The organism is Morganella sp. B601 (genome assembly GCF_051172335.1).
Lineage (GTDB): Bacteria > Pseudomonadota > Gammaproteobacteria > Enterobacterales > Enterobacteriaceae > Morganella > Morganella morganii.
Genome location: NZ_JBPIZE010000007.1, coordinates 121,341 through 144,982, shown reverse-complemented (window position 1 = coordinate 144,982; position 23,642 = coordinate 121,341). Strand labels below are relative to the sequence as shown.

At 51.5% G+C, this 23,642-nt stretch carries 22 protein-coding genes; 11 read left to right on the top strand and 11 right to left on the bottom strand.

Annotated features, from left to right (window positions below):
• The first annotated feature begins 21 nt into the window (after positions 1 to 21).
• Genes ACSBQN_RS16890 through ACSBQN_RS16875 form a run of 4 tightly spaced genes read left to right on the top strand, consistent with a single transcriptional unit; the run spans position 22 to position 5,034 of the window.
• Complete coding sequence (locus tag ACSBQN_RS16890; RefSeq protein WP_024474742.1) at positions 22 to 714, top strand: fimbrial biogenesis chaperone; 693 nt, start codon at positions 22 to 24, stop codon at positions 712 to 714.
• A 14-nt stretch (positions 715 to 728) separates the two neighbouring features.
• Positions 729 to 3,239 carry a fimbria/pilus outer membrane usher protein gene (locus tag ACSBQN_RS16885; protein WP_354633086.1) on the top strand — a complete coding sequence of 837 codons (2,511 nt, stop codon included), beginning with the start codon at positions 729 to 731 and terminating at the stop codon, positions 3,237 to 3,239.
• A gap of 9 nt (positions 3,240 to 3,248) precedes the next feature.
• Complete coding sequence (locus ACSBQN_RS16880; protein WP_024474741.1) at positions 3,249 to 4,328, top strand: fimbrial protein; 1,080 nt, start codon at positions 3,249 to 3,251, stop codon at positions 4,326 to 4,328.
• A 16-nt stretch (positions 4,329 to 4,344) separates the two neighbouring features.
• On the top strand, positions 4,345 to 5,034 hold the full coding sequence (locus ACSBQN_RS16875; RefSeq protein ID WP_024474740.1) for a fimbrial biogenesis chaperone: 690 nt from the start codon (positions 4,345 to 4,347) through the stop codon (positions 5,032 to 5,034).
• Between the two features lie 81 nt (positions 5,035 to 5,115).
• On the opposite strand, the gene ACSBQN_RS16870 is transcribed toward ACSBQN_RS16875, so the two are convergent.
• The 9 genes from ACSBQN_RS16870 to greB all read right to left on the bottom strand — a co-directional run bounded on the left by ACSBQN_RS16870 (position 5,116) and on the right by greB (position 15,382).
• The gene (locus ACSBQN_RS16870) at positions 5,116 to 7,404 is read right to left on the bottom strand and encodes an autotransporter outer membrane beta-barrel domain-containing protein (protein ID WP_024474739.1); all 2,289 of its coding nucleotides are present in this window, start codon (positions 7,402 to 7,404) and stop codon (positions 5,116 to 5,118) included.
• Positions 7,405 to 7,947: 543 nt separating this feature from the next.
• Positions 7,948 to 8,712 carry a phosphate signaling complex protein PhoU gene (gene phoU, locus ACSBQN_RS16865; RefSeq protein WP_024474738.1) on the bottom strand — a complete coding sequence of 255 codons (765 nt, stop codon included), beginning with the start codon at positions 8,710 to 8,712 and terminating at the stop codon, positions 7,948 to 7,950.
• Positions 8,713 to 8,725: 13 nt separating this feature from the next.
• Positions 8,726 to 9,502: a phosphate ABC transporter ATP-binding protein PstB gene (gene pstB, locus ACSBQN_RS16860; protein ID WP_004237979.1), complete on the bottom strand. Its 777-nt coding sequence runs from the start codon at positions 9,500 to 9,502 to the stop codon at positions 8,726 to 8,728.
• A 31-nt stretch (positions 9,503 to 9,533) separates the two neighbouring features.
• Positions 9,534 to 10,421, bottom strand: coding sequence for a phosphate ABC transporter permease PstA (pstA, locus tag ACSBQN_RS16855; RefSeq protein WP_004237977.1), 888 nt, complete (start codon positions 10,419 to 10,421; stop codon positions 9,534 to 9,536).
• Position 10,422: 1 nt separating this feature from the next.
• Positions 10,423 to 11,379, bottom strand: coding sequence for a phosphate ABC transporter permease PstC (pstC, locus tag ACSBQN_RS16850; RefSeq protein ID WP_004237976.1), 957 nt, complete (start codon positions 11,377 to 11,379; stop codon positions 10,423 to 10,425).
• Positions 11,380 to 11,459: 80 nt separating this feature from the next.
• A complete protein-coding gene (gene pstS, locus ACSBQN_RS16845) occupies positions 11,460 to 12,500 on the bottom strand; it encodes a phosphate ABC transporter substrate-binding protein PstS (RefSeq protein WP_024474737.1) in 1,041 nt (346 codons plus the stop codon).
• 295 nt (positions 12,501 to 12,795) lie between these two features.
• Positions 12,796 to 14,130 (bottom strand): two-component system sensor histidine kinase EnvZ, encoded by a 1,335-nt coding sequence (gene envZ, locus ACSBQN_RS16840; RefSeq protein ID WP_024474736.1) that lies wholly within the window; start codon positions 14,128 to 14,130, stop codon positions 12,796 to 12,798.
• Positions 14,127 to 14,846 carry an osmolarity response regulator transcription factor OmpR gene (gene ompR / locus ACSBQN_RS16835; protein ID WP_004237971.1) on the bottom strand — a complete coding sequence of 240 codons (720 nt, stop codon included), beginning with the start codon at positions 14,844 to 14,846 and terminating at the stop codon, positions 14,127 to 14,129. Before ompR ends, envZ begins: the two co-directional genes overlap by 4 nt.
• Before the next feature lie 50 nt (positions 14,847 to 14,896).
• Positions 14,897 to 15,382, bottom strand: coding sequence for a transcription elongation factor GreB (greB, locus tag ACSBQN_RS16830; protein WP_024474735.1), 486 nt, complete (start codon positions 15,380 to 15,382; stop codon positions 14,897 to 14,899).
• A gap of 185 nt (positions 15,383 to 15,567) precedes the next feature.
• On the opposite strand from greB, the gene ACSBQN_RS16825 reads away from it, so the two are divergent.
• The 5 genes from ACSBQN_RS16825 to ACSBQN_RS16805 all read left to right on the top strand — a co-directional run bounded on the left by ACSBQN_RS16825 (position 15,568) and on the right by ACSBQN_RS16805 (position 21,307).
• Complete coding sequence (locus tag ACSBQN_RS16825; RefSeq protein WP_201893669.1) at positions 15,568 to 17,898, top strand: Tex family protein; 2,331 nt, start codon at positions 15,568 to 15,570, stop codon at positions 17,896 to 17,898.
• Positions 17,899 to 18,224: 326 nt separating this feature from the next.
• On the top strand, positions 18,225 to 18,452 hold the full coding sequence (gene feoA / locus ACSBQN_RS16820; RefSeq protein WP_004237966.1) for a ferrous iron transporter A: 228 nt from the start codon (positions 18,225 to 18,227) through the stop codon (positions 18,450 to 18,452).
• An 84-nt stretch (positions 18,453 to 18,536) separates the two neighbouring features.
• Positions 18,537 to 20,855 (top strand): Fe(2+) transporter permease subunit FeoB, encoded by a 2,319-nt coding sequence (feoB, locus tag ACSBQN_RS16815; RefSeq protein ID WP_024474733.1) that lies wholly within the window; start codon positions 18,537 to 18,539, stop codon positions 20,853 to 20,855.
• 15 nt (positions 20,856 to 20,870) lie between these two features.
• Positions 20,871 to 21,104 carry a FeoC-like transcriptional regulator gene (locus tag ACSBQN_RS16810; RefSeq protein WP_024474732.1) on the top strand — a complete coding sequence of 78 codons (234 nt, stop codon included), beginning with the start codon at positions 20,871 to 20,873 and terminating at the stop codon, positions 21,102 to 21,104.
• A gap of 74 nt (positions 21,105 to 21,178) precedes the next feature.
• Positions 21,179 to 21,307, top strand: coding sequence for a hypothetical protein (locus tag ACSBQN_RS16805; RefSeq protein WP_262875648.1), 129 nt, complete (start codon positions 21,179 to 21,181; stop codon positions 21,305 to 21,307).
• Positions 21,308 to 21,373: 66 nt separating this feature from the next.
• Here the strand turns inward: ACSBQN_RS16805 and bioH are convergent, their stop codons facing one another.
• Positions 21,374 to 22,147: a pimeloyl-ACP methyl ester esterase BioH gene (bioH, locus tag ACSBQN_RS16800; protein ID WP_024474731.1), complete on the bottom strand. Its 774-nt coding sequence runs from the start codon at positions 22,145 to 22,147 to the stop codon at positions 21,374 to 21,376.
• Positions 22,148 to 22,183: 36 nt separating this feature from the next.
• On the opposite strand from bioH, the gene ACSBQN_RS16795 reads away from it, so the two are divergent.
• Both ACSBQN_RS16795 and nfuA read left to right on the top strand, forming a co-directional pair.
• Positions 22,184 to 22,867 carry a double zinc ribbon domain-containing protein gene (locus tag ACSBQN_RS16795; RefSeq protein WP_024474730.1) on the top strand — a complete coding sequence of 228 codons (684 nt, stop codon included), beginning with the start codon at positions 22,184 to 22,186 and terminating at the stop codon, positions 22,865 to 22,867.
• Between the two features lie 61 nt (positions 22,868 to 22,928).
• Positions 22,929 to 23,507, top strand: coding sequence for a Fe-S biogenesis protein NfuA (gene nfuA, locus ACSBQN_RS16790; RefSeq protein WP_004237958.1), 579 nt, complete (start codon positions 22,929 to 22,931; stop codon positions 23,505 to 23,507).
• On the opposite strand, the gene ACSBQN_RS16785 is transcribed toward nfuA, so the two are convergent.
• Positions 23,501 to 23,641: a hypothetical protein gene (locus ACSBQN_RS16785; protein ID WP_158001781.1), complete on the bottom strand. Its 141-nt coding sequence runs from the start codon at positions 23,639 to 23,641 to the stop codon at positions 23,501 to 23,503. The genes nfuA and ACSBQN_RS16785 overlap by 7 nt on opposite strands.
• Position 23,642 lies beyond the last annotated feature (1 nt).

Here is a 23,642-nt window from a genome sequence, read left to right as displayed (position 1 = left end):
GACTGTTTACAGGGGAATATAATGAAACGCCGATTCTTTTTTCTGATGATGCTTATTTTATCCGCTAATGCCACCGCCAATATCGTGATTAACGGGACCCGGCTTATTTATCATGAAGAAAATGACAGTATTACTGTTCAGCTAAATAATAACAGCCAGACATCATCATTAGCCCAGAGCTGGACGGATGACGGTGACATTAATGCCACACCGGAAAACAGCAGTTCCCCGTTTTATGTTTATCCGCCGATTGTCAAAATAGACGGAATGCAGGGACAGCAGCTTAAAATAAAGAAAAATAATGAAAAACTACCGGATGACCGGGAAAGTGTCTTTTATCTCAGTGTGCTGGATATTCCGGCCACGCCCGCCAATGCCAAAGGAAAAAGTGTGTTACAGGTGGCCCTGCGGTCACGGATAAAGCTGTTTTACCGCCCAGCCGGGCTGACGGCAAATCCGGAAACGGTTATTGATAATATTCAGTGGAAGCTCAACGGTGACCATTTATCCGTCACTAATAATTCCCCGTATCATTTTACCATTGCGGCGGTCAATGCTAATGACAGCAGCCACACCTGGCTGGCCGCCTCCGAAATGATTCCGCCATTTTCTGAAAAACAATTGCCACTGAAAAATAAACCCGCAGCCCGTAATGCCTCAGTGACCTATGTGGATGATTACGGTGTGTATAAGTCGAAGAATATTACCTTCTGACGGACGATAATAACGTGAAAACACAACACTGCCTGCCGATTCTGATTATTGCCGGATTATGGAGCTATCCCCGCGAAGGCTTCACGGAAGAGTTCGATACCACCCTGCTGGCCGGTGAATCCGCTAAAGGGGATATTTCACGTTTATATCAGGAAAATACACTGCCGTCCGGCGATCAACTGATGGACGTTTATGTCAATAACACCTGGAAAGGTCAGTTTACCGTTGAAGTAGGGGAGCATAATAATGCCCTGAATTTTCAGCCGGAAGATATTAATAAGCTCGGGCTGAATCTTTCTGATGACGCGAAAACATTATCCGCAGAGAAACAGCCGGTTCCGGCAGATGATCTGACTTCCGGACTGACTTACCACCTGAATAAAAGTACATTACGGTTAGATTTGTCCGTGCCGCAAATCGGGGTAAAGACCGCCGATGCCGGTTATATTGACCCGGAATTATGGGATCACGGGCAGCCCGCCGTTATTCTCGGCTATAACGTTAATTACTATAACGCCAGACAAAAAAAGAATAACAAACAGAGCAATGACAGCTTTTTTGCCACAGTAAACTCCGGGCTGAACCTCGGTGTCTGGCAATTCCGCGATGAATCGGTTTATACCTCTTATTCCGGCGGACACAAAGGCTGGAAAAATAACAGCCGTTACCTTTACCGCCCGATCAGCCGTATTTTATCTGCGCTGACACTGGGGGATTTTTATACGCCACCTTCGCTGTTCGGCAGTTTTAAATTCAGAGGCGCATCACTGGGAACGGATATGAATATGCTGCCGCCGTCCGGCCAGGGATTCGCACCAATCATCCGGGGTGTTGCTCAGACCAACGCCCTCGTCAGTATTTACCAGAACGGCAATCTTATTTTTCAGGAAAACGTACCGCCGGGTGAGTTTATGTTCCGTGATATTCAGCCGACCGGCGGCAGCGGCGATTTCTCTGTCATTATTCAGGAAGCAGACGGACGGAAAGAATCATTTACCGTCCCCTTCTCCGCTGTACCCGATATGCTGAAAGAGGGAATTTATAATTACAGTCTGACCGCCGGTCAGGCCCGGCTGGATAATACACACTACCGCCCGGAGTTTGTGCAGGGGGAATTCCGTTACGGGCTGAATAATACCGTGACACTGTATACCGGCGGGATTACCGGAAAAGATTACCGCTCTCTTTTGGCGGGAAGCGCCTGGAATCTGCCGTTCGGTGCGCTTTCTGTTGATGTGACACAGGCGGATGCGGACTTTAAAACCGGCCGCAAAAGCGGCCAGAGCTACCGTATCGCCTACAGTAAGTTTGTCAGCACCACCTCAACCAACCTGACTCTCGCGACATACCGCTACTCCACCGGGAATTTTTACAGTTTCACCGATGCCATCTATCAGCAGGATAACTACCGGGCGTGGGATGCTTACCGTAATGAGCAGGAAAACCTCACCGATAACACACCGCGTCAGATACCGGATCTGATGACGATGGATGCCATGCGCGGCGCACGCGCTAAAAATACCTTCACCGTGAATTTAAATCAGTATCTGGGCGAGAACCGGGGGGTGATTTATATCTCCGGCACACACCGGGATTACTGGAATTCCGGCGGCAGCAACCGGGAATATCAGCTTGGATATTCAAACAGTTATAACGAGATCAGCTATACCGTGTCTGCATCACGCACCCGCAATTTTGATGATAAAAATGAAACCCGGTTTTACCTGAATGTCAGCGTGCCGATTTCTGTTTTCGGTAAAAGTGCATCACTCAGCAGCGGTATTTACGCCACCGATTCCCGTTATCAGCAGGCGACCGTCAGCCTGAGCGGCACAGCCGGTAAAGATGATTTGGTTAACTACACGCTGACCGGCTCAAACCAGAACGGCGGCAGTAACCTGGCGGGCGCGAACCTTACTTACCGCAATCCGTACAGCACCCTGTCCGGCTCATTCAGTGAGGGGAACGATTACCGTCAGGCGGGCGCCGGGGCAAAAGGAACTATCGTCGCTATCCCGGGCCACATCGCCGTGTCCGGTGACACCGGCAATACCTATACCATTATTGATGCCCCGCAGGCCGGTAACCGGATGGTGAATTCGGATAAAGCATCCCTGACAAACAGTGATGGTGTGGTGCTGATGACACAATCCGTCCCTTACCGCGCCAATTCTTACACCCTGTCAGACACAGAAAAAAGTTCAGGTGCCGAAGTGACCGGCAATATCGGCCAGGTCAGCCCGTATAAAGGCGCGGTCAGTTATATCCGTATGGAAACCGATCCCCGTCAGACCTTCATTCTGCAGGCAGCACGGGAAAACGGCGGCACACTGCCGTTCGGCACAGAAGTGACCGATGAGCAGCATCAGCCGCTGGGGTATGTCGGGCAGTCGGGGCTGCTCTATCTGAAAAGCGGGCAGTTGCCGTCATCGCTGATCATAAAACTGACGGCAGACGGAAAACAGCAGTGTGTTATCCGCAATCCGGTGGTCACCCCGGATAAAAACCACAATATCTGCCGGTAAAAGGAAACAATGATGAAAACATCCGCCGCTGTATTACTTTTATTCCTGACGGTGATAAGCAGCCGGGCGGCTTATGCCACCTGCTCTGCAACATCCACCCAGACAGCACCGGCCGTGATACTGAATCTTTCCGCTGATTTGATCGGCTCCACCACAACCGTATCGAAAGTATCTCAGACCAACTTCAGCGGCCCGTTCACCTGTACTGCCGCGCTGCCCCTTTTCCCGAATACCATCGGAATCGACTCTCCTTTTAATGGCCGGACAGCCACAATCGGATTTAATAACGGCGCACAACTCGTCAATATCACCCTGACGGCTCAGACAACAAAGAGTGTTTCCGGCCTGGCAGCAGGTACTCACAACGGGACAGAACTCAATACCGGTTTCACACTGCGTTTTGATCTCGTCACTACACCAACCGGTAACTACACCAAAGTCCCGGGTGATACAGTGACGATTACACCAGTCATTTTTGCCTCTGATGCCACCACCCTGGGGCTGGTAGGCTGGCTGGCCGCGCTTGTCAGTAAGATTTTACAGTTTTTACTGACACTGCAATGGCCGGCTGATCCGAATGATATGTTTTTGCAGCCGGTGCAGATTACCTATAATCCGCCGGTGACCACCTGCACCTTTACCAATGCCGGGCTGACCGTCAATCTGCCCCTGATGAGCATCAATGCCGTTAAAACCACGGATAAAGCCGGATACACCCCGTTCCGGCTCAATTTTACCTGTGGCGGCCTCCTCCCGGGTAACACCGCGTCCCGGGATATTGCCATGTTCCTGTCGTCGTCCAATTTACAGCCGTCCGATAAAACCGTGCTGACCAATACCGTTTCCGGCGGTGCGGGCGGTGTCGGCTTCAGGGTGGTGAAAGCCAATAACCTCAGCAGCCCGGTGCAGTTTTCTGACAGTGCCAATGCTCAGGGCAGTGCCACCAGCATTTTCACTGCCGCCAAAGGCAGTGCGGTTTCACCGGCTTTCTCTGTCGATCTCGGCGCGTATTACTACCCCTACAGTCCGGGCACAGTGACACAGGGAAAAATGAGCAGTTCCGCGACTCTGGTTTTTTCCTACAACTGAACCGCCGGAGGACACGATGCGGACAGGCATTCTAATCATTCTGCTCCTGTACATGCAGGCGGTATGCGCTGGTGTTGTCATCAATACCACGCGGGTAATTTTTCCGGGCAATCAGGAAAATACAGAGATCCAGCTGACCAACAGCGGGGAAATGCCGTCACTGGTACAAAGCTGGGTGGATGAGGGGGACATCAATTCCTCGCCGGAAACCAGCAGTGCCCCGTTTATGGTGGTACCGCCGGTGACGCGGTTAGCCGGGGGCGGCGGACAGCAGCTGAAAATCCGTGTTCTGAAAAACAATCTCCCCCGCGACCGGGAATCGGTTTTTTATCTCAATGTAGTGGATATCCCGGCGAAGACAGCTACCACCGGTAATACCCTGCAATTTGCCCTGCGGACACGGATAAAGCTGTTTTACCGGCCGGATGGCCTGCCGCAGCTGCCGGATGCGGTCCCGGAACAGATTTCTGCCTCGTTATCAGGAGAAATGCTGATACTGAAAAACCCGGCACCTTACTATTTCACATTATCCGCGCTCGTCTCCGGCGGAGATAATCCGCCGTCACATATCAGCACTGTGATGCTCGCCCCTTATTCAGAGAGCCGGGTGGCATATACAGGGCAATTATCTGCAGGAGAGTCCGTCACGCTGATCAGTATTAATGATAAAGGACGCAATGTGCGGACAGAGAAAAAACTACATTAAAATACATGCCAAATCCGGGAATAAATAAAACTCCCGGATTTGATATAAATGAAAAATAGTTTGATTGCGGGTATAAAGTTGTTAAAGGTTAATTTTGGCTCCTATCATAACCATAGTATTATTATATCCTCTATCTCCCACCTGAACGCCAACATCTCCCCATAAATTCAGATATGAGTTTATCTGTCCCTCAGTACCCAGTTTAATTTCACCAATATTTTTTGCACCTGCCCGGGTGATACGGATATCATCCATTTTCACACTGTAATTACGGGTGTTATGTAACCAGTTCATTTCAACGAATGGTTCAATATTATCGCCTTTATTTATTTCAGTCTTTATATACGTACGTAACCCTAAGCTGGTTTGAATATTACCCTCTCCGTCACTGCTGACATAAGTACCATTTGATTCTCTGTGATTATCCGCTTTCACATTCATCCATGTTAACCGCGCCCGGGGCTGAAAATACCATTCCGAGGTATTATGCCCCTCTGAAAACTTATTTACCGGAAGAACATAACCTGTTTCAAATGAAGTAGTTACACCTTTGGATTTATAAGATTCACTTGCCAGCCCTTGTCCGTGTACATGATTATGGAACCAATTATATTGCAGCCAGACATCAGTATATAAGCCCGATTTATCCTCATTCGCGAACCATGAACCATAAGTACCAATGCTATAACCATTGATATCCCCCTCAGAACTATAACCGGTGAGTGAAGCATGTGTTTTATTGTGATTATGACCGTAACCGGCCATAAGTCCCCAGGATAAGCGATCTGCACCGTCTGTGCTCCATTGCGCGATATCCCCGCCGAGTTGTACGGCATAACTGTTACTTCTGGTTTTCAGCTGATTACCACTGTCACGCCAGCGGTTATGATTTCCGGTATTACGCAGCCACAGACCGATTACTTTCTTTTCACCTGTCAGTGCATCCGTATATTGAGTTTCCCCGGGGTGGTCATGCAGACTAATATCGAACATAGCATTAGCCGCAGCTATATTAGCGATATAACTGCCACTTTCCGGACGGGTAATATGGACCTGTTCAAGATCATCCGGTGTATTCTGTTCACTGGTAAGATACCAGTTTTTAGCATTTTCCTCCTGACCACGAACCAGTGAATAATCATAAGCACCGGCAACAATACGGCCGTCACGGGTAAAAATACCGTCAGACTCCCCGTTTACCGTGATCAGCTCAATACCATTCAGCGTTTTATCACCTTTACCACCGAGATTATTCACGCTGACATAGGTATTACCTGCTGTATTACCATTAACAACAAGTTTATCCGTCAGTGAATTATCATCACCTAATACCGCATTAAAATTGAGATGACCATCAGCACCGGTGTAATTACCATCGACAATTATTGTGGTACCAATAGCAGAACCATCAACTGACAAGAAACCGCTGTTCTTAAAATTACCCATTCTGACAATATGAGAACCGTCACCTTCAGTAATGATAATATTACCGGCTGAATCAATATCGCCCGCTGAAGCTCCGTGCTCCATCAGCATATTACCGCCGGTACCGACCGTCGTTGAATCTGCCGCTGAAGCACCATGATGTAAAATCAGCCACCCTTCATTATTAACTACCGTATTATCCGCCGTTCCTCCGAGAAAGACTTCCAGATACCCACCACCATTAATAACACTATTTACAGATTTCCCGCCATTAGTTATTTGTTGAAGCCCTTGATTATTAATGACAGTATTTGATGCAATACCATTATTTCCGACATACTGGATCCCACCTTCATTAATTACGGTCTTATCCGCATGTGCAAAATAAGCCCCGTGACCTGCACCGGTGACCTTTTGGTATCCGCCATTATTGATAGTGGTATCCACAGCGTCACCGAATACCCGTTGTTCACCGCCATTAATGGTAGTTCCCGTTGCCAGAGAGTTATGTGAAACTGACTGAAGTCCGCCTTCATTAATCAAAGTGTTATCCGCATGTGCAATAGCACCATCACTGCCATATAAATGCTGGGTTCCGCCATTTTCAATAACGGTATCATTAGCCGTACCCGAACTCAGGATATTTTGCTCACCTCCGTCATTAATTTTCGTACCGGTAGCAATACCGTCAGCAAATACATCCTGAACACCGCCATCATTGATAACTGTATTATCCGCATGCGCAAAGCTGTCCTCTGATCCGGTAACAGTCTGATATCCGCCATTATTAATGGTAGTATCTGCAACAGCTTCTCCGGCATTTACATTTTGTGTATCACCATTTTCAAGTACTATATTTGATTCATTTCTGATATGAACAGCAGAGATAGCATTTTCAGACAAAAGGAGGCTGCAAATCAGTAAAGAAATATATTTTATATTCATACTATTTTAACTGAGGTTATAGGTTATATATGGAATTAATGAAAATACACACTATACTTTCATTCAATATTATCTTGTTTTTCTGTCCGGAAAATAGCGCCACCCCGAACATAAATAACAATTAATTATACATGTCCTGATAGAAAATCAGCTTCTTCTATCGTTTCGGTATACTACCCGCACTCCCTCAGCATGATAATGTTTATTTTTTTATTTAATCAGAATTTAATTCTGATAAATTCACAATGCACTGTATTTAATATATAAATTATAAAAAAACACATTATAACTTATCAATAATAGAAAATTTGATATAATTTATTGATATTTAAAGAATTACTAAATAGATATAACTAAATGTGGTAATCAGAATATATGACCCAAAGACAAATGAGCTGAAAAAACAATAATCGCCATTAGCGATCTATCGACTTAAATATATTCACCAAACAAATAAATATAATCTAAAATAATAAACCCCGGAGTTAACTCCGGGGTCAGGCAAAAATAAAACAGAGACGAATCAGGCAGATATTAGTCAGGTCATGCCGGCTTTCCATTGTTACTGCCGCTGCCCGCAGAAACTTCAATCACGTGCTCGCCGAGCAGGATACGTTCCACATCATCCCCTTTCACATGGCGGAAATCCTGTCCCTTCACATAGTAGAAGATAAATTCACAGATATTCTGGCAGCGGTCACCGATACGCTCGATAGAGCGGGCACAGAACAGCGCGGTCAGAACACTCGGGATAGTGCGCGGATCTTCCATCATATAGGTCATTAACTGACGGACAATCCCCTCATATTCCTGGTCTACTTTCTGGTCTTCACGGTAGATACGGATAGCTTCCTGAATATCCATACGCGCAAAGGCATCCAGCACATCATGCAGCATCTGGATAGCATGGCGGCCGAGGGATTCCAGGCTGACCAGCAGCGGCTGATGCTGCTGTGAAAATTTTTCCAGCGCGGTTTTGGCAATTTTATCCGCCACATCCCCGATGCGTTCCAGCTCGGCGATAGTTTTGGAGATCGCCATAATCAGACGCAGGTCGCTCGCGGTCGGCTGGCGTTTGGCAATAATGCGGACACAGGCTTCATCAATCATCACTTCCATGATGTTGACCTGCTTGTCACCGGCGATAACCTCACGCGCCAGGTCTTCGTCCTGGTTATGCATGGCGGTGATCGCTTTGCTGAGCTGCTCTTCCACCAGCCCGCCCATTGTCATCATTTCTGTGCGGATATGCTCTAATTCAGCATTAAACTGCCCGGAAATATGTTTATTGTGATTCAGATTTTCCATGATTGTCTCCGCATCAGCCATAACGACCGGTGATGTAATCTTCAGTTTGTTTCTTACCCGGGGTGGTAAACAGGGTATCAGTATCACTGAATTCAATCAGTTCGCCCAGATACATAAACGCAGTGTGGTCAGAACAGCGCGCCGCCTGCTGCATGTTATGGGTGACAATCACCACGGTGTATTCCGATTTCAGTTCACTGATAAGCTCTTCAATACGCCCGGTGGAGATAGGATCCAGTGCCGAACACGGCTCATCCAGCAGCAGTACCTCAGGACGGATAGCAATTCCGCGGGCAATACACAGACGCTGCTGCTGACCGCCGGAGAGGCTGTAGCCACTCTGATGCAGTTTATCTTTGGTTTCGTTCCACAGAGCTGCTTTGGTCAGCGCCCACTGTACCCGCTCATCCATCTCGGCGCGCGGCAGTTTTTCAAACAAACGGACACCAAAGGCAATATTGTCATAAATAGACATCGGGAACGGCGTCGGCTTCTGGAACACCATGCCGACTTTGGCGCGTAATAACGCGATATCCTGGGTATCGGTCAGAATATTGGTGCCATCCAGCAGGATCTCCCCCTCCGCCCGCTGTTCATTATACAGCGCGTACATTTTATTGAAGGTACGCAGCAGGGTCGATTTCCCGCAACCGGACGGGCCGATAAAGGCCGTGACTTTATTTTTGGCGATATCCAGCGAAATGTTTTTCAGCGCGTGGAACTGGCCGTAATAGAAGTTCAGATCACGAACCTGAATTTTGCTTTCGGTTACGTTTTGAATTTTACTCATGACTCTCTCTCATTCATCCGCAGTCATTTAATCAGTGCTTTTTCTTCGCAAACAGCACACGCGCCACGATATTAATTAACAGCACACACAGTGTGATCAGCAGGACACCCGCCCAGGCCAGACTCTGCCACTCCGCAAACGGACTCATGGCAAACTTGAAGATGGTGACCGGCAGGTTGGCAATCGGCTGCATCAGATCCGTACTCCAGAACTGGTTGGAGAGGGAGGTAAAGAGCAGCGGCGCCGTTTCCCCGGCAATACGGGCAATCGCCAGCAGCACCCCGGTGATAATCCCGGAGACCGAGGCTTTCAGGGTAATCGCTGAAATCATTTTCCATTTTGGTGTGCCGAGGGCATACGCCGCTTCGCGCAGGCTGTCCGGCACCAGACGCAGCATGTTTTCCGTGGTACGGATAACAATCGGGATCTGTAACAGTGCCAGGGCAATCACCCCCGCCCAGCCGGAGAAGTGCTGCATCTGCATCACCACGATGGTGTAAACAAACAGCCCGACCACAATCGACGGTGCGGATAACAAAATGTCATTAATAAAACGGGTAACTTCCGCCAGCCAGGACTTGCGGCCGTATTCCGCCAGATAAATCCCGGCAAGAATACCCAGCGGTGTCCCGATAACAGTCGCCCATAAGATCAGCAGGCCGGAACCGACAATAGCGTTCGCCAGACCCCCGCCTTCGGTATTCGGCGGCGGTGTCATTTCGGTGAACAGCGCCAGCGACATGCCGTCCATCCCTTTGGTGACGGTCGAGAACAGGATCCAGATTAACCAGAACAGCCCGAATGCCATCGTGGACATGGATAAAAACAGAGCAACGCGGTTTTTCTGACGGCGCCAGAACTGGCGTTTCTGCCGTGCGCTGATATCCACTTTCGGTTGTTGAATATTCATTTCAGCCATCTCAGCGTCCCTCTTTCTTATTCAGACGCATCACCATAAATTTGGAGATAGCGAGGACGATAAAGGTGATGACAAACAGAATCAGCCCCAGTTCCATCAGTGCCGCAGTGTGCAGCCCGGATTCTGCTTCCGCGAACTCGTTTGCCAGCGCCGAGGTAATACTGTTGCCCGGCATATACAGCGAGAAGCTGTCCAGCTGATAGGTGTTACCGATGATAAAGGTCACCGCCATGGTCTCCCCCAGGGCACGACCCAGACCCAGCATTACGCCGCCGATCACCCCGTTCTTGGTGTACGGCAGCACAATCCGCCAGATCACCTCCCAGGTGGTACAGCCGATGCCGTAAGCGGATTCTTTCATCATCACCGGCGTCTGCTCAAATACATCACGCATCACCGAGGCAATATACGGAATAATCATGATGGCGAGGATAACGCCCGCCGCCAGGATCCCGATCCCGAAGGCCGGACCGGAGAACAGCTCGCCGACAATCGGGATGCTCGACATCACCTCGCCGACCGGCTGCTGGAAATAGGTGGCAAACAGCGGGGCAAAGACAAACAGTCCCCACATGCCGTAAACGATACTCGGAATAGCGGCTAACAGCTCGATCGCGATACCCAGCGGACGGCGCAGCCAGTTCGGTGCCAGTTCTGTCAGGAACAGTGCAATCCCGAAACTCACCGGGACCGCAATCAGCAGGGCGATAACCGAGGTCACGATGGTGCCGTAAATCGGTACCAGTGCCCCGTACTCTTCCGCCGGCGGGTTCCACTCTTTATTCCATAAGAAACCTAAGCCGAATTTTTCAATGCTCGGCCATGACGCAATAATCAGTGAAATAATAATTCCGCCAAGTAACAATAGCGTAATCAGCGCTGCCAGTTTTACCAGAGCACTGAAAAGTTGGTCGCCGCGTTTGCCTGGTGGTTTCATTGCCGTTTTCAGTTCGGCCATAGTCGCTTCCGTTTTTACACAGATCCCCCCGGTGCGGGGGGATCAATTACTGATAAATCGTTACTTCATCATCTGCCGTATCAGTACAGCGGCTTGCCGCTGCTGTCTTTGACACTGGTTTTCCATGATGCACGGACCTGTTCAATGACTTCTTTCGGCAGTACAGCGTAATCCAGTTTTTCTGCCTGCTCACCGCCATTCTTGTATGCCCAGTCAAAGAATTTCAGTACTTCCTGACCTTTGGCAGCATCTTTCTGATTGGTGTGAACCAGGATGAAGGTGGTGGAAGTAATCGGCCATGCATTCGGACCCGGCTGATTAGTCAGATCCTGAGCGAAGCTTTTTGACCACTCGGCTTTACGTGCTGCGTTACTGAAGCTTTCGCCGGTCGGGGAAACCGCATCACCATCCGCAGAAATCAGCTTGGTGTAAGCCAGTTTATTCTGTTTGGCATAGGCATATTCCACGTAACCGATAGAGCCCGGCAGACGCTGAACGAATGCTGCGATACCGTCGTTACCTTTACCGCCCAGACCAACCGGCCAGTTAACGGTAGAGCCTGCACCGACCTTCTCTTTCCAGTCAGGGCTGACTTTTGACAGGTAGCTGGTGAAGACGAAAGAGGTACCGGAACCATCCGCACGGCGGACAACCGCGATATCCTGATCCGGCAGCTTAACTGACGGGTTCAGTTTGGTGATCGCCGGGTCATTCCATTTTTTGATTTTACCCAGGTAGATATCACCCAGGGTTTTACCATCGAGCACCAGTTCACCGGACTTCAGACCCGGCAGGTTGACGGCCAGCACCACACCGCCGATCACGGTCGGGAACTGGAATAAATTATCTGCGGCCAGTTTATCTTCGGACAGCGGCGCATCTGACGCCCCGAAATCAACGGTATTGGCCACAATCTGCTTCACACCGCCGGAGGAACCAATCCCCTGGTAGTTAACTTTGTTACCGGTTTCTTTCTGGTAAGTATCAGCCCATTGCGCATACACCGGCGCAGGGAATGTTGCACCCGCCCCGGTCAGACTGGTCGCGGCAAATGCAGAAAATGCAGAGAGAGAAAGTGTCGCTGCCATAACAGTGGCTACTGCGGTACGCATCGGTTTCATGATCCCTCCTGACGGGATTTATAGATAATGACGATAAACGTTGTATCTGGTTAATGTCGGAACATGAGGGAAAATAGGACAATCTGGTGACAATAATATGTAGGTTATATGACAGTTTTATGACACTGCAGGTGCGCGGGGACACAAAACCGGAAAAATGACGGGGAAACACAAAAACGAGGCAAGGCTGTAATTTTATGATTTTATTGATATTAAAAGTAAAACCCCTGAGATAATTGCTTACCGCAGGGGTTTATGACAGTCATATGACGATGACATGCTGCTGTCATAATAATTAATCATCTCTGTCATCCGGCAGCGGCAGCATCACGCGGATACGGAATCCGCCGCGCTGACTGCGGCCGACATCAATTTTGCCGTCATGTGCATCCACAATCCGGCGCAGAATTGCCAGCCCCAGCCCGGTACCTTTATTACTGCGCGCTTTTTCACCCTGTACAAACGGCTGGAACAGATCCGGAATATCGGCCTCGTCAATACCGTTGCCGTCATCTTCCACCTGGAACCAGGCGAAATGCTCATCACTGCCGCTGCTGACACGGATCCAGCCGTTGCCGTAGCGGGTGGCATTAACCAGCATATTGCCCAGTGCGCGTTTAATCGCAATCGGGTTACCGGTGAGATAAACCGGCGCCTGAATAACATCATTCTGAAGTGTGACATCCGAGTGGATGTGCGCTTCAATCACCTCATTGAGGACGGATGTCAGTTCCAGATGCATCATCTCCATCTCACGGCCGGTGCGCAGATACGCCATAAACTGCTCAATGATACCATCACACTCTTCAATATCATTGTTGATGGATTCCGCCAGATAATCGTCATCCGGGTTCATCATTTCCGTTGCCAGGCGGATGCGGGTCAGCGGCGTGCGCAGATCATGGCTGACACCGGCCATCAGCACAGTGCGATCCTGCTCCAGCGTTTTGATATCTCTGGACATCTGGTTAAACGAGCGGATAACTGATCGCACTTCTGCCGCCCCGGCTTCCCGTACCGGAACCAGCGGGCCGCCGGTGCCGATCTGCCGGGCTGCGGATTCCAGCTCGGTCAGCGGACGGTTCTGATAGCGGATAAATACCCAGACACCTGCAAAGACAATCAGCAGAAAGGCAAAAATATAACGGAAGACCGGCGAGAACTGATCCTGACCGATTTCGGTCAGCGGCACTCTCACCCAGACATCCGGGGCAATATAGGAGTTCAGCCACAGCACGGGATAATCACGGCTGACTTCCAGCCGGACATCCGCATAACCGTCCAGATAATGGCTCATCTGTTTACTGAGGGATTCAAAATGACGCGCCCAGCGCAGTCCGCCCTCATCGGCTGTCTCTTCGGTAAAAAAGGTAATGCCCAGCTCTTCATAAATTTTCTTACGCAGCGCCGGAGAAACACGTACCGCGGTTCCGTCCTTCAGCACCATCTCTTCGCTCATCAGTGTGCGCACTTCATAGGCCAGCACCCGGTTAAACTGCTGCAGGCTGGGCATCACAATGAAATTCACAACGGCCAGATAACTTGTTGTTATGGTTGCAAACAACAGAAAGATGACCAGAAATAACGAACGCGAAAAGGTGCTCCTCGGCGAGAACCGCAGCCGCTTCATGCCTTGTTGCCGTCCGGAACGAACACGTAACCCAGTCCCCATACGGTCTGGATATAACGCGGATGTGTCGGATCTTCCTCAATCATGCGGCGCAGACGGGAAATCTGCACATCGATTGAACGTTCCATCGCACTGTACTCACGGCCGCGCGCCAGGCTCATCAGCTTATCGCGGGACAGCGGTTCGCGCGGGTGTGACACCAGCACTTTCAGCACGGCGAACTCACCGCTGGTCAGCGGCATGTTTTCATCTTCGTGGAACATCTCACGGGTGCCGAGGTTCAGTTTGAACTTACCGAACTGAATCACCGCATCATCCTGGGATGGTGCACCCGGCAGTTCATTCGCCTGACGGCGCAGCACCGCACGGATACGCGCCAGCAGTTCGCGCGGGTTAAACGGCTTCGGAATATAATCATCCGCACCAATTTCCAGCCCGACGATGCGATCCACTTCTTCCCCTTTCGCCGTCACCATAATGATCGGAATCGGGTTATTCTGGCTTCTCAGACGGCGGCAGATAGACAGCCCGTCTTCGCCCGGTAACATCAGATCCAGGACAATAAGATGGATAGATTCACGCGTCAGCAGGCGATCCATCTGTTCCGCATTCGCGGCGGTACGGACCTGGAAACCCTGCTCACTCAGATAGCGCTCAAGCAGCGCACGCAGACGCATGTCATCATCAACGACAAGGACCTTATAACTTTCCTGCATGTTTGACTCCCGGGTTCATTTTTTCATGCAACTCTTCAGATTAATTGTGCCTATTCAGCAATCGGCTGATAGCGGATAGACAAAATGACATAATTCACTTCACCGTCAGGTGTTATTACCGTTACTTCATCATCCGCCTGTTTTCCGATTAATGCCCGGGCCACAGGGGAATCAACAGAAATCCATTTCTTTGCCGGGGAAAATTCATCGGATCCGACGATGCGAAAAGTCTGAATTTCTTCATCATCATTTTCCAGTTCCACCCACGCCCCGAAAAATACTTTTCCTTCCTGGCGGGGATCCGGCTCGACTATCTTTAAGTTATCCAGACGTTTTGAAAGAAACCGGACGCGTCTGTCTATTTCACGCAGACGTTTCTTTCCGTATATATACTCGGCGTTTTCCGAGCGATCCCCCTGTGCAGCGGCTTCTGACACTGCCTGAGTGACCTGCGGACGTTCTGTTTTCCAGAGATATTTTAACTCCTGATCCAGCGCATCCCATCCTTCACGGGTAATCAGGTTACTTTTTGCCATATGTTACCTAAACAAAAAATAAATTATTTAAATAAATTGTAATACTAAATGCATTTTCTGAAAGATAACAGCTATGCATAATTCATTTATATTACTTTATATCGGCTGGTAATTCCCGTTTTGAACACGTATAACTGTCCCCTGAAATTTTTTTACGTCAATTTATCGCAGCCGGAAAGAATATCATGATGAATGAATCTCTGAGCCAGATTATTGCCGGTGAACTGAATGCGCAAACCCGCCAGGTCACCGCCGCGATTACCCTGCTGGATGAGGGAAATACCGTCCCTTTTATCGCCCGCTACCGGAAAGAAGTCACCGGCGGCCTGGATGATACTCAGCTGCGTCAGCTGGAAACCCGTCTCAGCTACCTGCGCGAACTGAACGACCGCCGCCGGGCCATCCTCAAATCCATTGAGGAACAAGGCAAACTGACCCCTGAACTGGCGGGAGCGATTAACGGCACGCTCAGCAAAACGGAGCTGGAAGACCTCTACCTGCCTTACAAGCCCAAGCGCCGTACACGCGGACAGATTGCGGCGGAAGCCGGTCTGGAGCCGCTGGCAGACACCCTGTGGCAGGATCCGTCACAGGATCCGGAAACCCTCGCCGCCACCTATACTGACAGCGAAAAAGGGGTTGCCGACACCAAAGCCGCCCTCGACGGCGCCCGCTACATCCTGATGGAGCGTTTCGCGGAAGATGCCGGTCTGCTGGGGAAAGTCCGTGATTATCTGTGGCGCAATGCGCATCTGGTTTCCGTTGTGATCAGCGGAAAAGAAGCGGAAGGCGCGAAATTCAGTGATTATTTCGATCACCATGAACCGATTGCCAATGTCCCGTCACACCGCGCCCTGGCGATGTTCCGCGGCCGTAATGAAGGAATTCTGCAACTCTCCCTCAATGCTGACCCGCAGTGTGAGGAGCCGCCGAAAGAGAGCTATTGCGAAGAATTAATCCGCGATTACCTCGGCGTCCGCTTTAACAATGCCCCGGCGGACAGCTGGCGCAAAGCGGTGGTGAGCTGGACATGGCGGGTCAAGGTGCTGCTGCACCTGGAAACCGAGCTGATGGCCGCGCTGCGCGAGAAAGCAGAAGATGAGGCAATTAATGTCTTCGCCCGCAACCTCAGTGATCTGCTGATGGCGGCACCGGCCGGGATGCGTGCCACGATGGGGCTGGATCCGGGTCTGCGTACCGGGGTGAAAGTCGCGGTGGTCGATGCCACCGGTAAAGTGCTGGCCACCGACACCATTTATCCGCACACCGGCCAGACCGCCAAAGCAGCGGCGTCCGTCGCGGCGCTCTGCCTGAAATACCATGTGGAGCTGGTGGCGATCGGTAACGGGACGGCATCCCGTGAAACTGAACGTTTCTTTGCCGATGTGCAGAAGCAGTTCCCGGATATCAAAGCCCAGAAAGTGATTGTCAGCGAAGCCGGCGCCTCCGTTTACTCCGCGTCAGAACTGGCAGCGGCAGAATTTCCGGACCTGGATGTTTCACTGCGCGGTGCTGTTTCTATCGCTCGCCGGTTACAGGATCCGCTGGCCGAACTGGTGAAAATCGACCCGAAATCCATCGGAGTCGGCCAGTATCAGCATGATGTCAGCCAGACGCAGCTTGCCCGTAAACTGGATGCGGTAGTGGAAGACTGCGTAAACGCCGTCGGTGTTGACCTCAATACCGCGTCTGTTGCCCTGCTGACCCGCGTTGCCGGGCTGAGCAAAGTGATCGCACAGAATATTGTTGACTGGCGTGATGAAAACGGCCGTTTTGCGGATCGCAAACAGCTGCTGAAAGTCGCGCGTCTCGGTCCGAAAGCCTTTGAACAGTGTGCCGGGTTCCTGCGTATTGCCGGCGGTAAAAATGCGCTGGATGCCTCCACCGTTCACCCGGAAGCCTATCCGGTGGTGGAAAAAATCCTGCAGGCCACACAGAAAACCCTCAGTGACCTGATGGGTAACAGTGATGTGCTGCGCAACCTGAAAGCACAGGATTTTGTCACTGAACAATTCGGTGTGCCGACCGTTTCCGACATCCTCAAAGAGCTGCAAAAACCCGGCCGTGACCCGCGTCCGGAGTTTAAAACCGCTACCTTTGCCGATGGTATTGAGACCATGAATGATTTACGTCCGGGCATGGTTCTGGAAGGTGCGGTCACCAACGTCACCAATTTCGGTGCTTTTGTCGATATCGGTGTTCATCAGGACGGACTGGTGCATATCTCCTCGCTGGCCAACCGCTATGTGGAAGATCCGCATACCGTGGTCAAAGCCGGGGATATCGTCAGTGTCAAAGTGCTGGATGTGGATATCGCCCGTAAGCGTATCGCGCTGACCATGCGGATGGATGAAGAGCCGGAAACGGCAGCCCGCCGTGGTGGCGGCAGCAGCGATAAACCACGGGCGGAAAAACGCCAGAACAGCCGCCCGGCCCGTAACGGTAATAATGACACCTCTGCCGGTAACAGTGCGATGGGTGATGCCCTCGCCGCGGCATTCGGTAAGCGTAAGTAATTCCCCCTGTTATCATGTACGCGGCAGCTCCGGCTGCCCGTACATTCCTCTCCTGTTAGTCGCGTATTGCGTTAACCAGTCGTAAAAATTGTTATTAACGTAAATCAATACGTGAAATATCTGCTCTCAATTGTTTTATACACCGGATATCTTGATGTACATCAAACTTTGCTGGTTAATTTTCGGGCTAAATAGGTAAAATATTGTTGGTTATGATTTGCATTTACAGTATCAATTAAATTTGTAAGGGATATTTTTCTGCCAAACTGTTCATGCGATAATCATTTGCAATATCATTCCTGTTTGCATGGTTAACCGGAGCCTTTATGACACTTCAGCCACAACACAGTTATAAAATTCTGGGCTTTTCCGGGCAAATCAGCCCGGCATACCGTCAGAAATTATTGTCTCTGGGCATGCTGCCCGGCTCTGTTTTCCGGGTGATCCGCAGCGCTCCGCTGGGCGATCCGATCCAAATCGAAACCCGGCACGTCAACCTGATGCTCAGAAAAAAAGACCTGGCGCTGCTGATGCTTGATGACGTGCAGGCGTAATCCGCCTCACATCCCGCGCTGACTCACTCTTTTCCCTCTGCCGCCGGCAGAGGGGTTTGTATTTATTGATTGGCATACGACACTATGAAAGCACTCACCCTGGGACTCATCGGTAATCCCAATTCAGGGAAGACCACGCTGTTTAACCAGTTAACCGGATCCAAACAACGCGTCGGCAACTGGGCCGGTGTGACCGTGGAACGGAAAATCGGTTACTTCACCACGCCGGAACACAAAATTGAGCTGGTGGATTTACCCGGCACCTATTCACTGACCACCATCTCTGAACAGACATCCTTAGACGAACAGATTGCCTGCCACTTTATCCTCAGCGGTGAAGCGGACATGCTGATTAACGTCGTCGACGCATCCAATCTCGAGCGTAACCTGTATCTGACGCTGCAGCTGCTGGAACTGGGTGTTCCCTGCATTATTGCCCTCAATATGCTGGATATCGCCGATAAAGCGAATATCAATATTGATGTTAAAGCACTGTCAGAGCGCCTCGGCTGCCCGGTGATCCCGCTGGTTTCCACCCGCGCGTCCGGTATCTGTGAGCTGAAAGCCGCGATCGACAAACACACAATGACACCGCATGAAGTACTGGTGAACTATCCGGCGGCTCTGCTCGACAGTATGAACACTCTCGCACAGTCGATTCCTGCGGAAGAGTTCAGCGCCACACAGCGCCGCTGGCTGGCACTGCAAAGCCTGGAAGGGGATATCTACAGCCAGGCACGCGCCGGTTTTACCCCGGAGCATGTGCAGTCTGTCCGTGACGCGATGCAGGCACAGCAGCAGGAAGAGCCGGAACTGGTGATTGCGGATGCCCGTTATCAGACCATCGCGGATATCTGCGAAACAACCATTGATAACAGCCATTCCGAGCCGAATAAACTGACCGCCGCGATGGACAGAATTGTCCTCAACCGCTGGCTGGGTGTACCGGTATTCCTGTTTGTGATGTACCTGATGTTCGTGCTCGCCATCAATATCGGCGGGGCATTGCAGCCGCTGTTTGAAGGCGGTTCGGAAGCTATTTTCATTAACGGGACACAATGGCTGGGGATGACCCTCGGCTTCCCGGACTGGCTGACCATATTCCTCGCCCAGGGGGTCGGCGGCGGTATCAACACCGTGCTGCCGCTGGTGCCGCAGATCGGGATGATGTATCTGTTCCTCTCTTTCCTGGAAGACTCCGGTTATATGGCCCGTGCCGCGTTCGTGATGGACAGACTGATGCAGGCGCTCGGACTGCCGGGTAAATCCTTCGTGCCGCTGATTGTCGGTTTCGGCTGTAACGTACCGTCCATTATGGGTGCCAGAACCCTGGATGCCCCGCGTGAACGTCTTATCACCGTCCTGATGGCACCGTTTATGTCCTGCGGCGCGCGCCTGGCTATCTTCGCAGTTTTCGCTGCTGCCTTCTTCGGCAAAAACGGCGCGAGCATCGTGTTCTCCCTGTATATCCTCGGGATTGTGGTGGCTATCCTCACCGGTCTGCTGCTCAAACACACCATTATGCGCGGCGAAGCATCACCGTTTGTGATGGAACTGCCGGTGTATCACGTACCGCACATGAAAACCCTGTTTATGCAGACCTGGCAGCGCCTGAAAGGCTTTGTGGTGCGTGCGGGTAAAGTGATTATTGTCGCCAGTATGGTGATCGGTGCACTGAACAGCTTCAGTTTCTCCGGTAAACCGGCGGACAGCATTAATGATTCTGCACTGGCCTCAGTCAGTAAAGTGGTCACTCCGCTGCTCAGCCCGATTGGTGTCACCAATGATAACTGGCAGGCGACTGTCGGCCTGATCACCGGTGCGATGGCGAAAGAAGTGGTGGTCGGGACACTGAATACCCTCTACACCGCTGAAAGTATCACCAACGAACCGTTTGATCCGGAATCCTTTGATTTATGGGGAGAACTGGGTGATGCGGTAAATGAAACCCTGGATTCCTTGGCGGAAACCTTCACGTTCGCGGCATTATCCAACCCGATTGAAGCCAGCAAAGGCGACGGCGAGATGGACGGCGGTACCATGGGCACGATGGCCGCGAAATTCGGCTCTGATGTTGCTGCTTACAGCTATCTGATCTTTGTGCTGCTGTATGTACCGTGTGTCTCCGTGATGGGGGCTATCGCCCGTGAAACCAGCCGCGGCTGGATGACCTTCTCCATCCTGTGGGGTCTGAACGTGGCTTACTCACTGGCCGCCCTGTTCTACCAGGCCGCCACATTCAGTGCCCATCCGGGCAGCAGTTCAGTGATTATCGCTGTAGTGGTGATTTTCAACCTGATCCTGTTTGCACTGCTGCGCCGCACACGCAGCCGGGTGAATCTCAGCTTCCGCCGTGATGCACACAGCCGCTGTGGCGGCTGCTCCGGCAACGAGTGTCACTGATAAAAGGACACGGACATGATCAGCCTGATCGCAGTACGTGACGCCATTGCACTGAACGGCCGGGCAGATGCCCGGCTGCTCAGCCACCAGTTGAATGCCCCGGAAGCCCTGGTCCGGGCCATCATGGAAAAACTGGCTGCCATGGGAAAAATTGAAGCGGTGGATGTCAGCAGCTGCCTGAGCAGCAGTTGCAAACAGTGCCCCGAAAGTCAGGGCTGTGACACAAAGGTGTATCAGATTCATTCATAACGATTATTTTTGACGATAATTCTGCTCCGCGTTATAGTGCAAAAAACAATCAGGCCGCCAAAGGAAGACACCGAATGAATCAGACAGCCAATACAACACCGGGAGTCGCCGTTAAAACATCAGGCTCTTCTGAGGGCAAAGTCTTCAGCGCCGCATCACTTAAAGCACGCCTGGCACAGCGTAAAGCTGAAGGCCGCAGCTGAATCCTTCATCTGAATCAGAATTCGGCAAAAGCCGGTTAGTTATTAAACTGACCGGCTTTTTTCTGATTACCGGCCTGCAAACCCCGTCAGTACCTCACAAAACTCATCCGGATGTGAAATAAACGGTGCATGGGCGCTGTTGCGCATAACAACAGACGGTGAGGACGGCAGTTGCTCATCCAGCAGTGACGCGACTTTACGCGGCACCAGGCCGTCGAGATAACCGTAGATCCGCAGGAACGGCATTGTCAGAGACGGCAGTCCGCTGCGCAGATCGGCGGTTCTCAGAATCTCCAGCCCGGCATTCAGTACCGCCACATCCGGCATCGGCTGTTCCAGCACCACTGATTTCAGTATGCGGGCATCCTGGCGCGCACTTGCGGTTCCCAGTGTCTGCAGTGCCAGAAAACGCTCGACAGTGCGCTGAAAATCCGTCGCCAGCTGATGCTGAAAGCCGCTCAGTACCGTCGGTTTAATCCCCGGCCACCCTTCCTCTTCCTGTGCACCAAAACAGGGTGAAGAACAGATTGTCACCAGATGACTCACCGCCTGCGGGTAACGCAGTGCAATATCCGCAGCCACCAGCCCGCCCAGTGACCAGCCCGCCAGCACCGCATTTTCCGGCATCTGCGCGAAAACGGTATCCGACATCTCCGTCAGTGACATCTCTCCGAATTCCTGACTACGCCCGTAACCCGGTAAGTCAACCTTATGAATACGGAAATGCGGTGCGAGCCGCAATTCAATGCTGTTCCATACTTCGCTGTTCAGTCCCCAGCCGTGTAACAGCACAAGATCGCGCGAACCCTGTCCGCTCTGCTGCCAAAAAAGCGTTGCCATCGTTATTGTTTCCTTATTTATCCGGAGGGAAGACGGATGGTTATTATTGAGAATTACTGCCTGCTGTGCAATCAGCCGCTGGCAATTGCCGCACACGGTATCTGCGGATTCTGCGAGCGGGGGCTGCCGGATATGCCGCCGGTCTGCCGGCGCTGCGGCCTGCCGCTGGTGACACCGGAGCCGGAATGCGGCCGCTGTCTGCAATCCCCGCCGCCGTGGCAGAGCCTGCTGGCCGTGACCGGCTATCAGCCGCCGCTGGCGGCCCTGGTTCACCGCCTCAAATACAGCGGACAGACCCACATTGCCCGTGCACTGGCACGGCTGCTGCTGCGCCGGGTGCTGGCGGATTACCGCGCGGGAGAGTGTCCGAAGCCGGATCTGCTGCTCAGCGTCCCGCTTTACCGTTACCGGCAATGGCGGCGCGGGTTTAATCAGAGTGATCTTATCATCCGCCCGCTGGCAAAATGGCTGCGCTGCCCTTATGACAGTTCCGGCCTTATCCGCACCCGTGCTACACTGAGCCAGCGGATGCTGTCCCGCACGCAGCGCCTGACAAACCTGTCCTCTGCATTTGCCGTCACCCGTGATGTCCGCGGACTGCATATTGCGCTGACCGATGATGTCATCACAACAGGGGCGACTATGACAGCGCTGTCTGAATTGCTCATTCGTGCGGGTGCGGCGGCAGTCCGGGTGTGGTGCCTTTGCCGCACCTTGTAGTGAACCCGCAAATGGGCGTATTATAACCAACCGGAACAGTCAACTATTTTTGGGCAATGTTATGATTACTATTACTGACGCTGCGCAGGCACATTTTTCCAAACTGCTTGCCAACCAGGAACCCGGCACACAAATCCGTGTTTTTGTTATTAACCCGGGCACTCCCAATGCGGAATGCGGAGTCTCTTATTGTCCGCCTGATGCTGTGGAAGCGACCGATACCGCGCTGCCGTTTGAGCAGCTGACCGCTTATGTTGATGAACTGAGCGCGCCGTTCCTTGACGAAGCCGTGATCGACTTCGTGACCGATCAGCTCGGCTCTCAGCTCACCTTAAAAGCCCCGAACGCCAAAATGCGTAAAGTGGCGGATGATGCCCCGCTGATCGAGCGTGTCGAGTATGTTCTGCAATCTCAGATCAACCCGCAGCTGGCCGGGCACGGCGGCCGTGTTTCCCTGATGGAAATCACGGACGAAGGCTATGCCATCCTCCAGTTCGGCGGCGGCTGTAACGGCTGCTCCATGGTGGATGTCACCCTGAAAGAAGGGATCGAAAAAGAGTTACTGAATATGTTTGCCGGTGAACTGAAAGGCGTTAAAGACCTGACTGAACATCAGCGCGGCGAACACTCTTATTACTGACAGCGCTGTCTGCTGACAGTGCTGTACCGGCCGGATATCGCACGGCCGTGATAATACACTGCCCGGTTATCCGCCGGGCAGGTTTCCGGCGGTGCTCTGTCACCGCTGATATTCACCTGCATACGAAAAATCATT

Coding starts and splice junctions, on each gene's coding strand:
- envZ (WP_024474736.1), bottom strand. CDS start 14,130: ATGAAGCGGCTGCGGTTCTCGCCGAGGAGCACCTTTTCGCGTTCGTTA.
- ACSBQN_RS16875 (WP_024474740.1), top strand. CDS start 4,345: ATGCGGACAGGCATTCTAATCATTCTGCTCCTGTACATGCAGGCGGTA.
- pstA (WP_004237977.1), bottom strand. CDS start 10,421: ATGGCTGAAATGAATATTCAACAACCGAAAGTGGATATCAGCGCACGG.
- greB (WP_024474735.1), bottom strand. CDS start 15,382: ATGGCAAAAAGTAACCTGATTACCCGTGAAGGATGGGATGCGCTGGAT.
- pstS (WP_024474737.1), bottom strand. CDS start 12,500: ATGAAACCGATGCGTACCGCAGTAGCCACTGTTATGGCAGCGACACTT.
- ompR (WP_004237971.1), bottom strand. CDS start 14,846: ATGCAGGAAAGTTATAAGGTCCTTGTCGTTGATGATGACATGCGTCTG.
- feoA (WP_004237966.1), top strand. CDS start 18,225: ATGACACTTCAGCCACAACACAGTTATAAAATTCTGGGCTTTTCCGGG.
- ACSBQN_RS16785 (WP_158001781.1), bottom strand. CDS start 23,641: ATGATTTTTCGTATGCAGGTGAATATCAGCGGTGACAGAGCACCGCCG.
- ACSBQN_RS16870 (WP_024474739.1), bottom strand. CDS start 7,404: ATGAATATAAAATATATTTCTTTACTGATTTGCAGCCTCCTTTTGTCT.
- pstC (WP_004237976.1), bottom strand. CDS start 11,379: ATGGCCGAACTGAAAACGGCAATGAAACCACCAGGCAAACGCGGCGAC.
- ACSBQN_RS16880 (WP_024474741.1), top strand. CDS start 3,249: ATGATGAAAACATCCGCCGCTGTATTACTTTTATTCCTGACGGTGATA.
- ACSBQN_RS16810 (WP_024474732.1), top strand. CDS start 20,871: ATGATCAGCCTGATCGCAGTACGTGACGCCATTGCACTGAACGGCCGG.
- bioH (WP_024474731.1), bottom strand. CDS start 22,147: ATGGCAACGCTTTTTTGGCAGCAGAGCGGACAGGGTTCGCGCGATCTT.
- ACSBQN_RS16805 (WP_262875648.1), top strand. CDS start 21,179: ATGAATCAGACAGCCAATACAACACCGGGAGTCGCCGTTAAAACATCA.
- ACSBQN_RS16795 (WP_024474730.1), top strand. CDS start 22,184: ATGGTTATTATTGAGAATTACTGCCTGCTGTGCAATCAGCCGCTGGCA.
- ACSBQN_RS16890 (WP_024474742.1), top strand. CDS start 22: ATGAAACGCCGATTCTTTTTTCTGATGATGCTTATTTTATCCGCTAAT.
- ACSBQN_RS16825 (WP_201893669.1), top strand. CDS start 15,568: ATGATGAATGAATCTCTGAGCCAGATTATTGCCGGTGAACTGAATGCG.
- nfuA (WP_004237958.1), top strand. CDS start 22,929: ATGATTACTATTACTGACGCTGCGCAGGCACATTTTTCCAAACTGCTT.
- phoU (WP_024474738.1), bottom strand. CDS start 8,712: ATGGAAAATCTGAATCACAATAAACATATTTCCGGGCAGTTTAATGCT.
- feoB (WP_024474733.1), top strand. CDS start 18,537: ATGAAAGCACTCACCCTGGGACTCATCGGTAATCCCAATTCAGGGAAG.
- pstB (WP_004237979.1), bottom strand. CDS start 9,502: ATGAGTAAAATTCAAAACGTAACCGAAAGCAAAATTCAGGTTCGTGAT.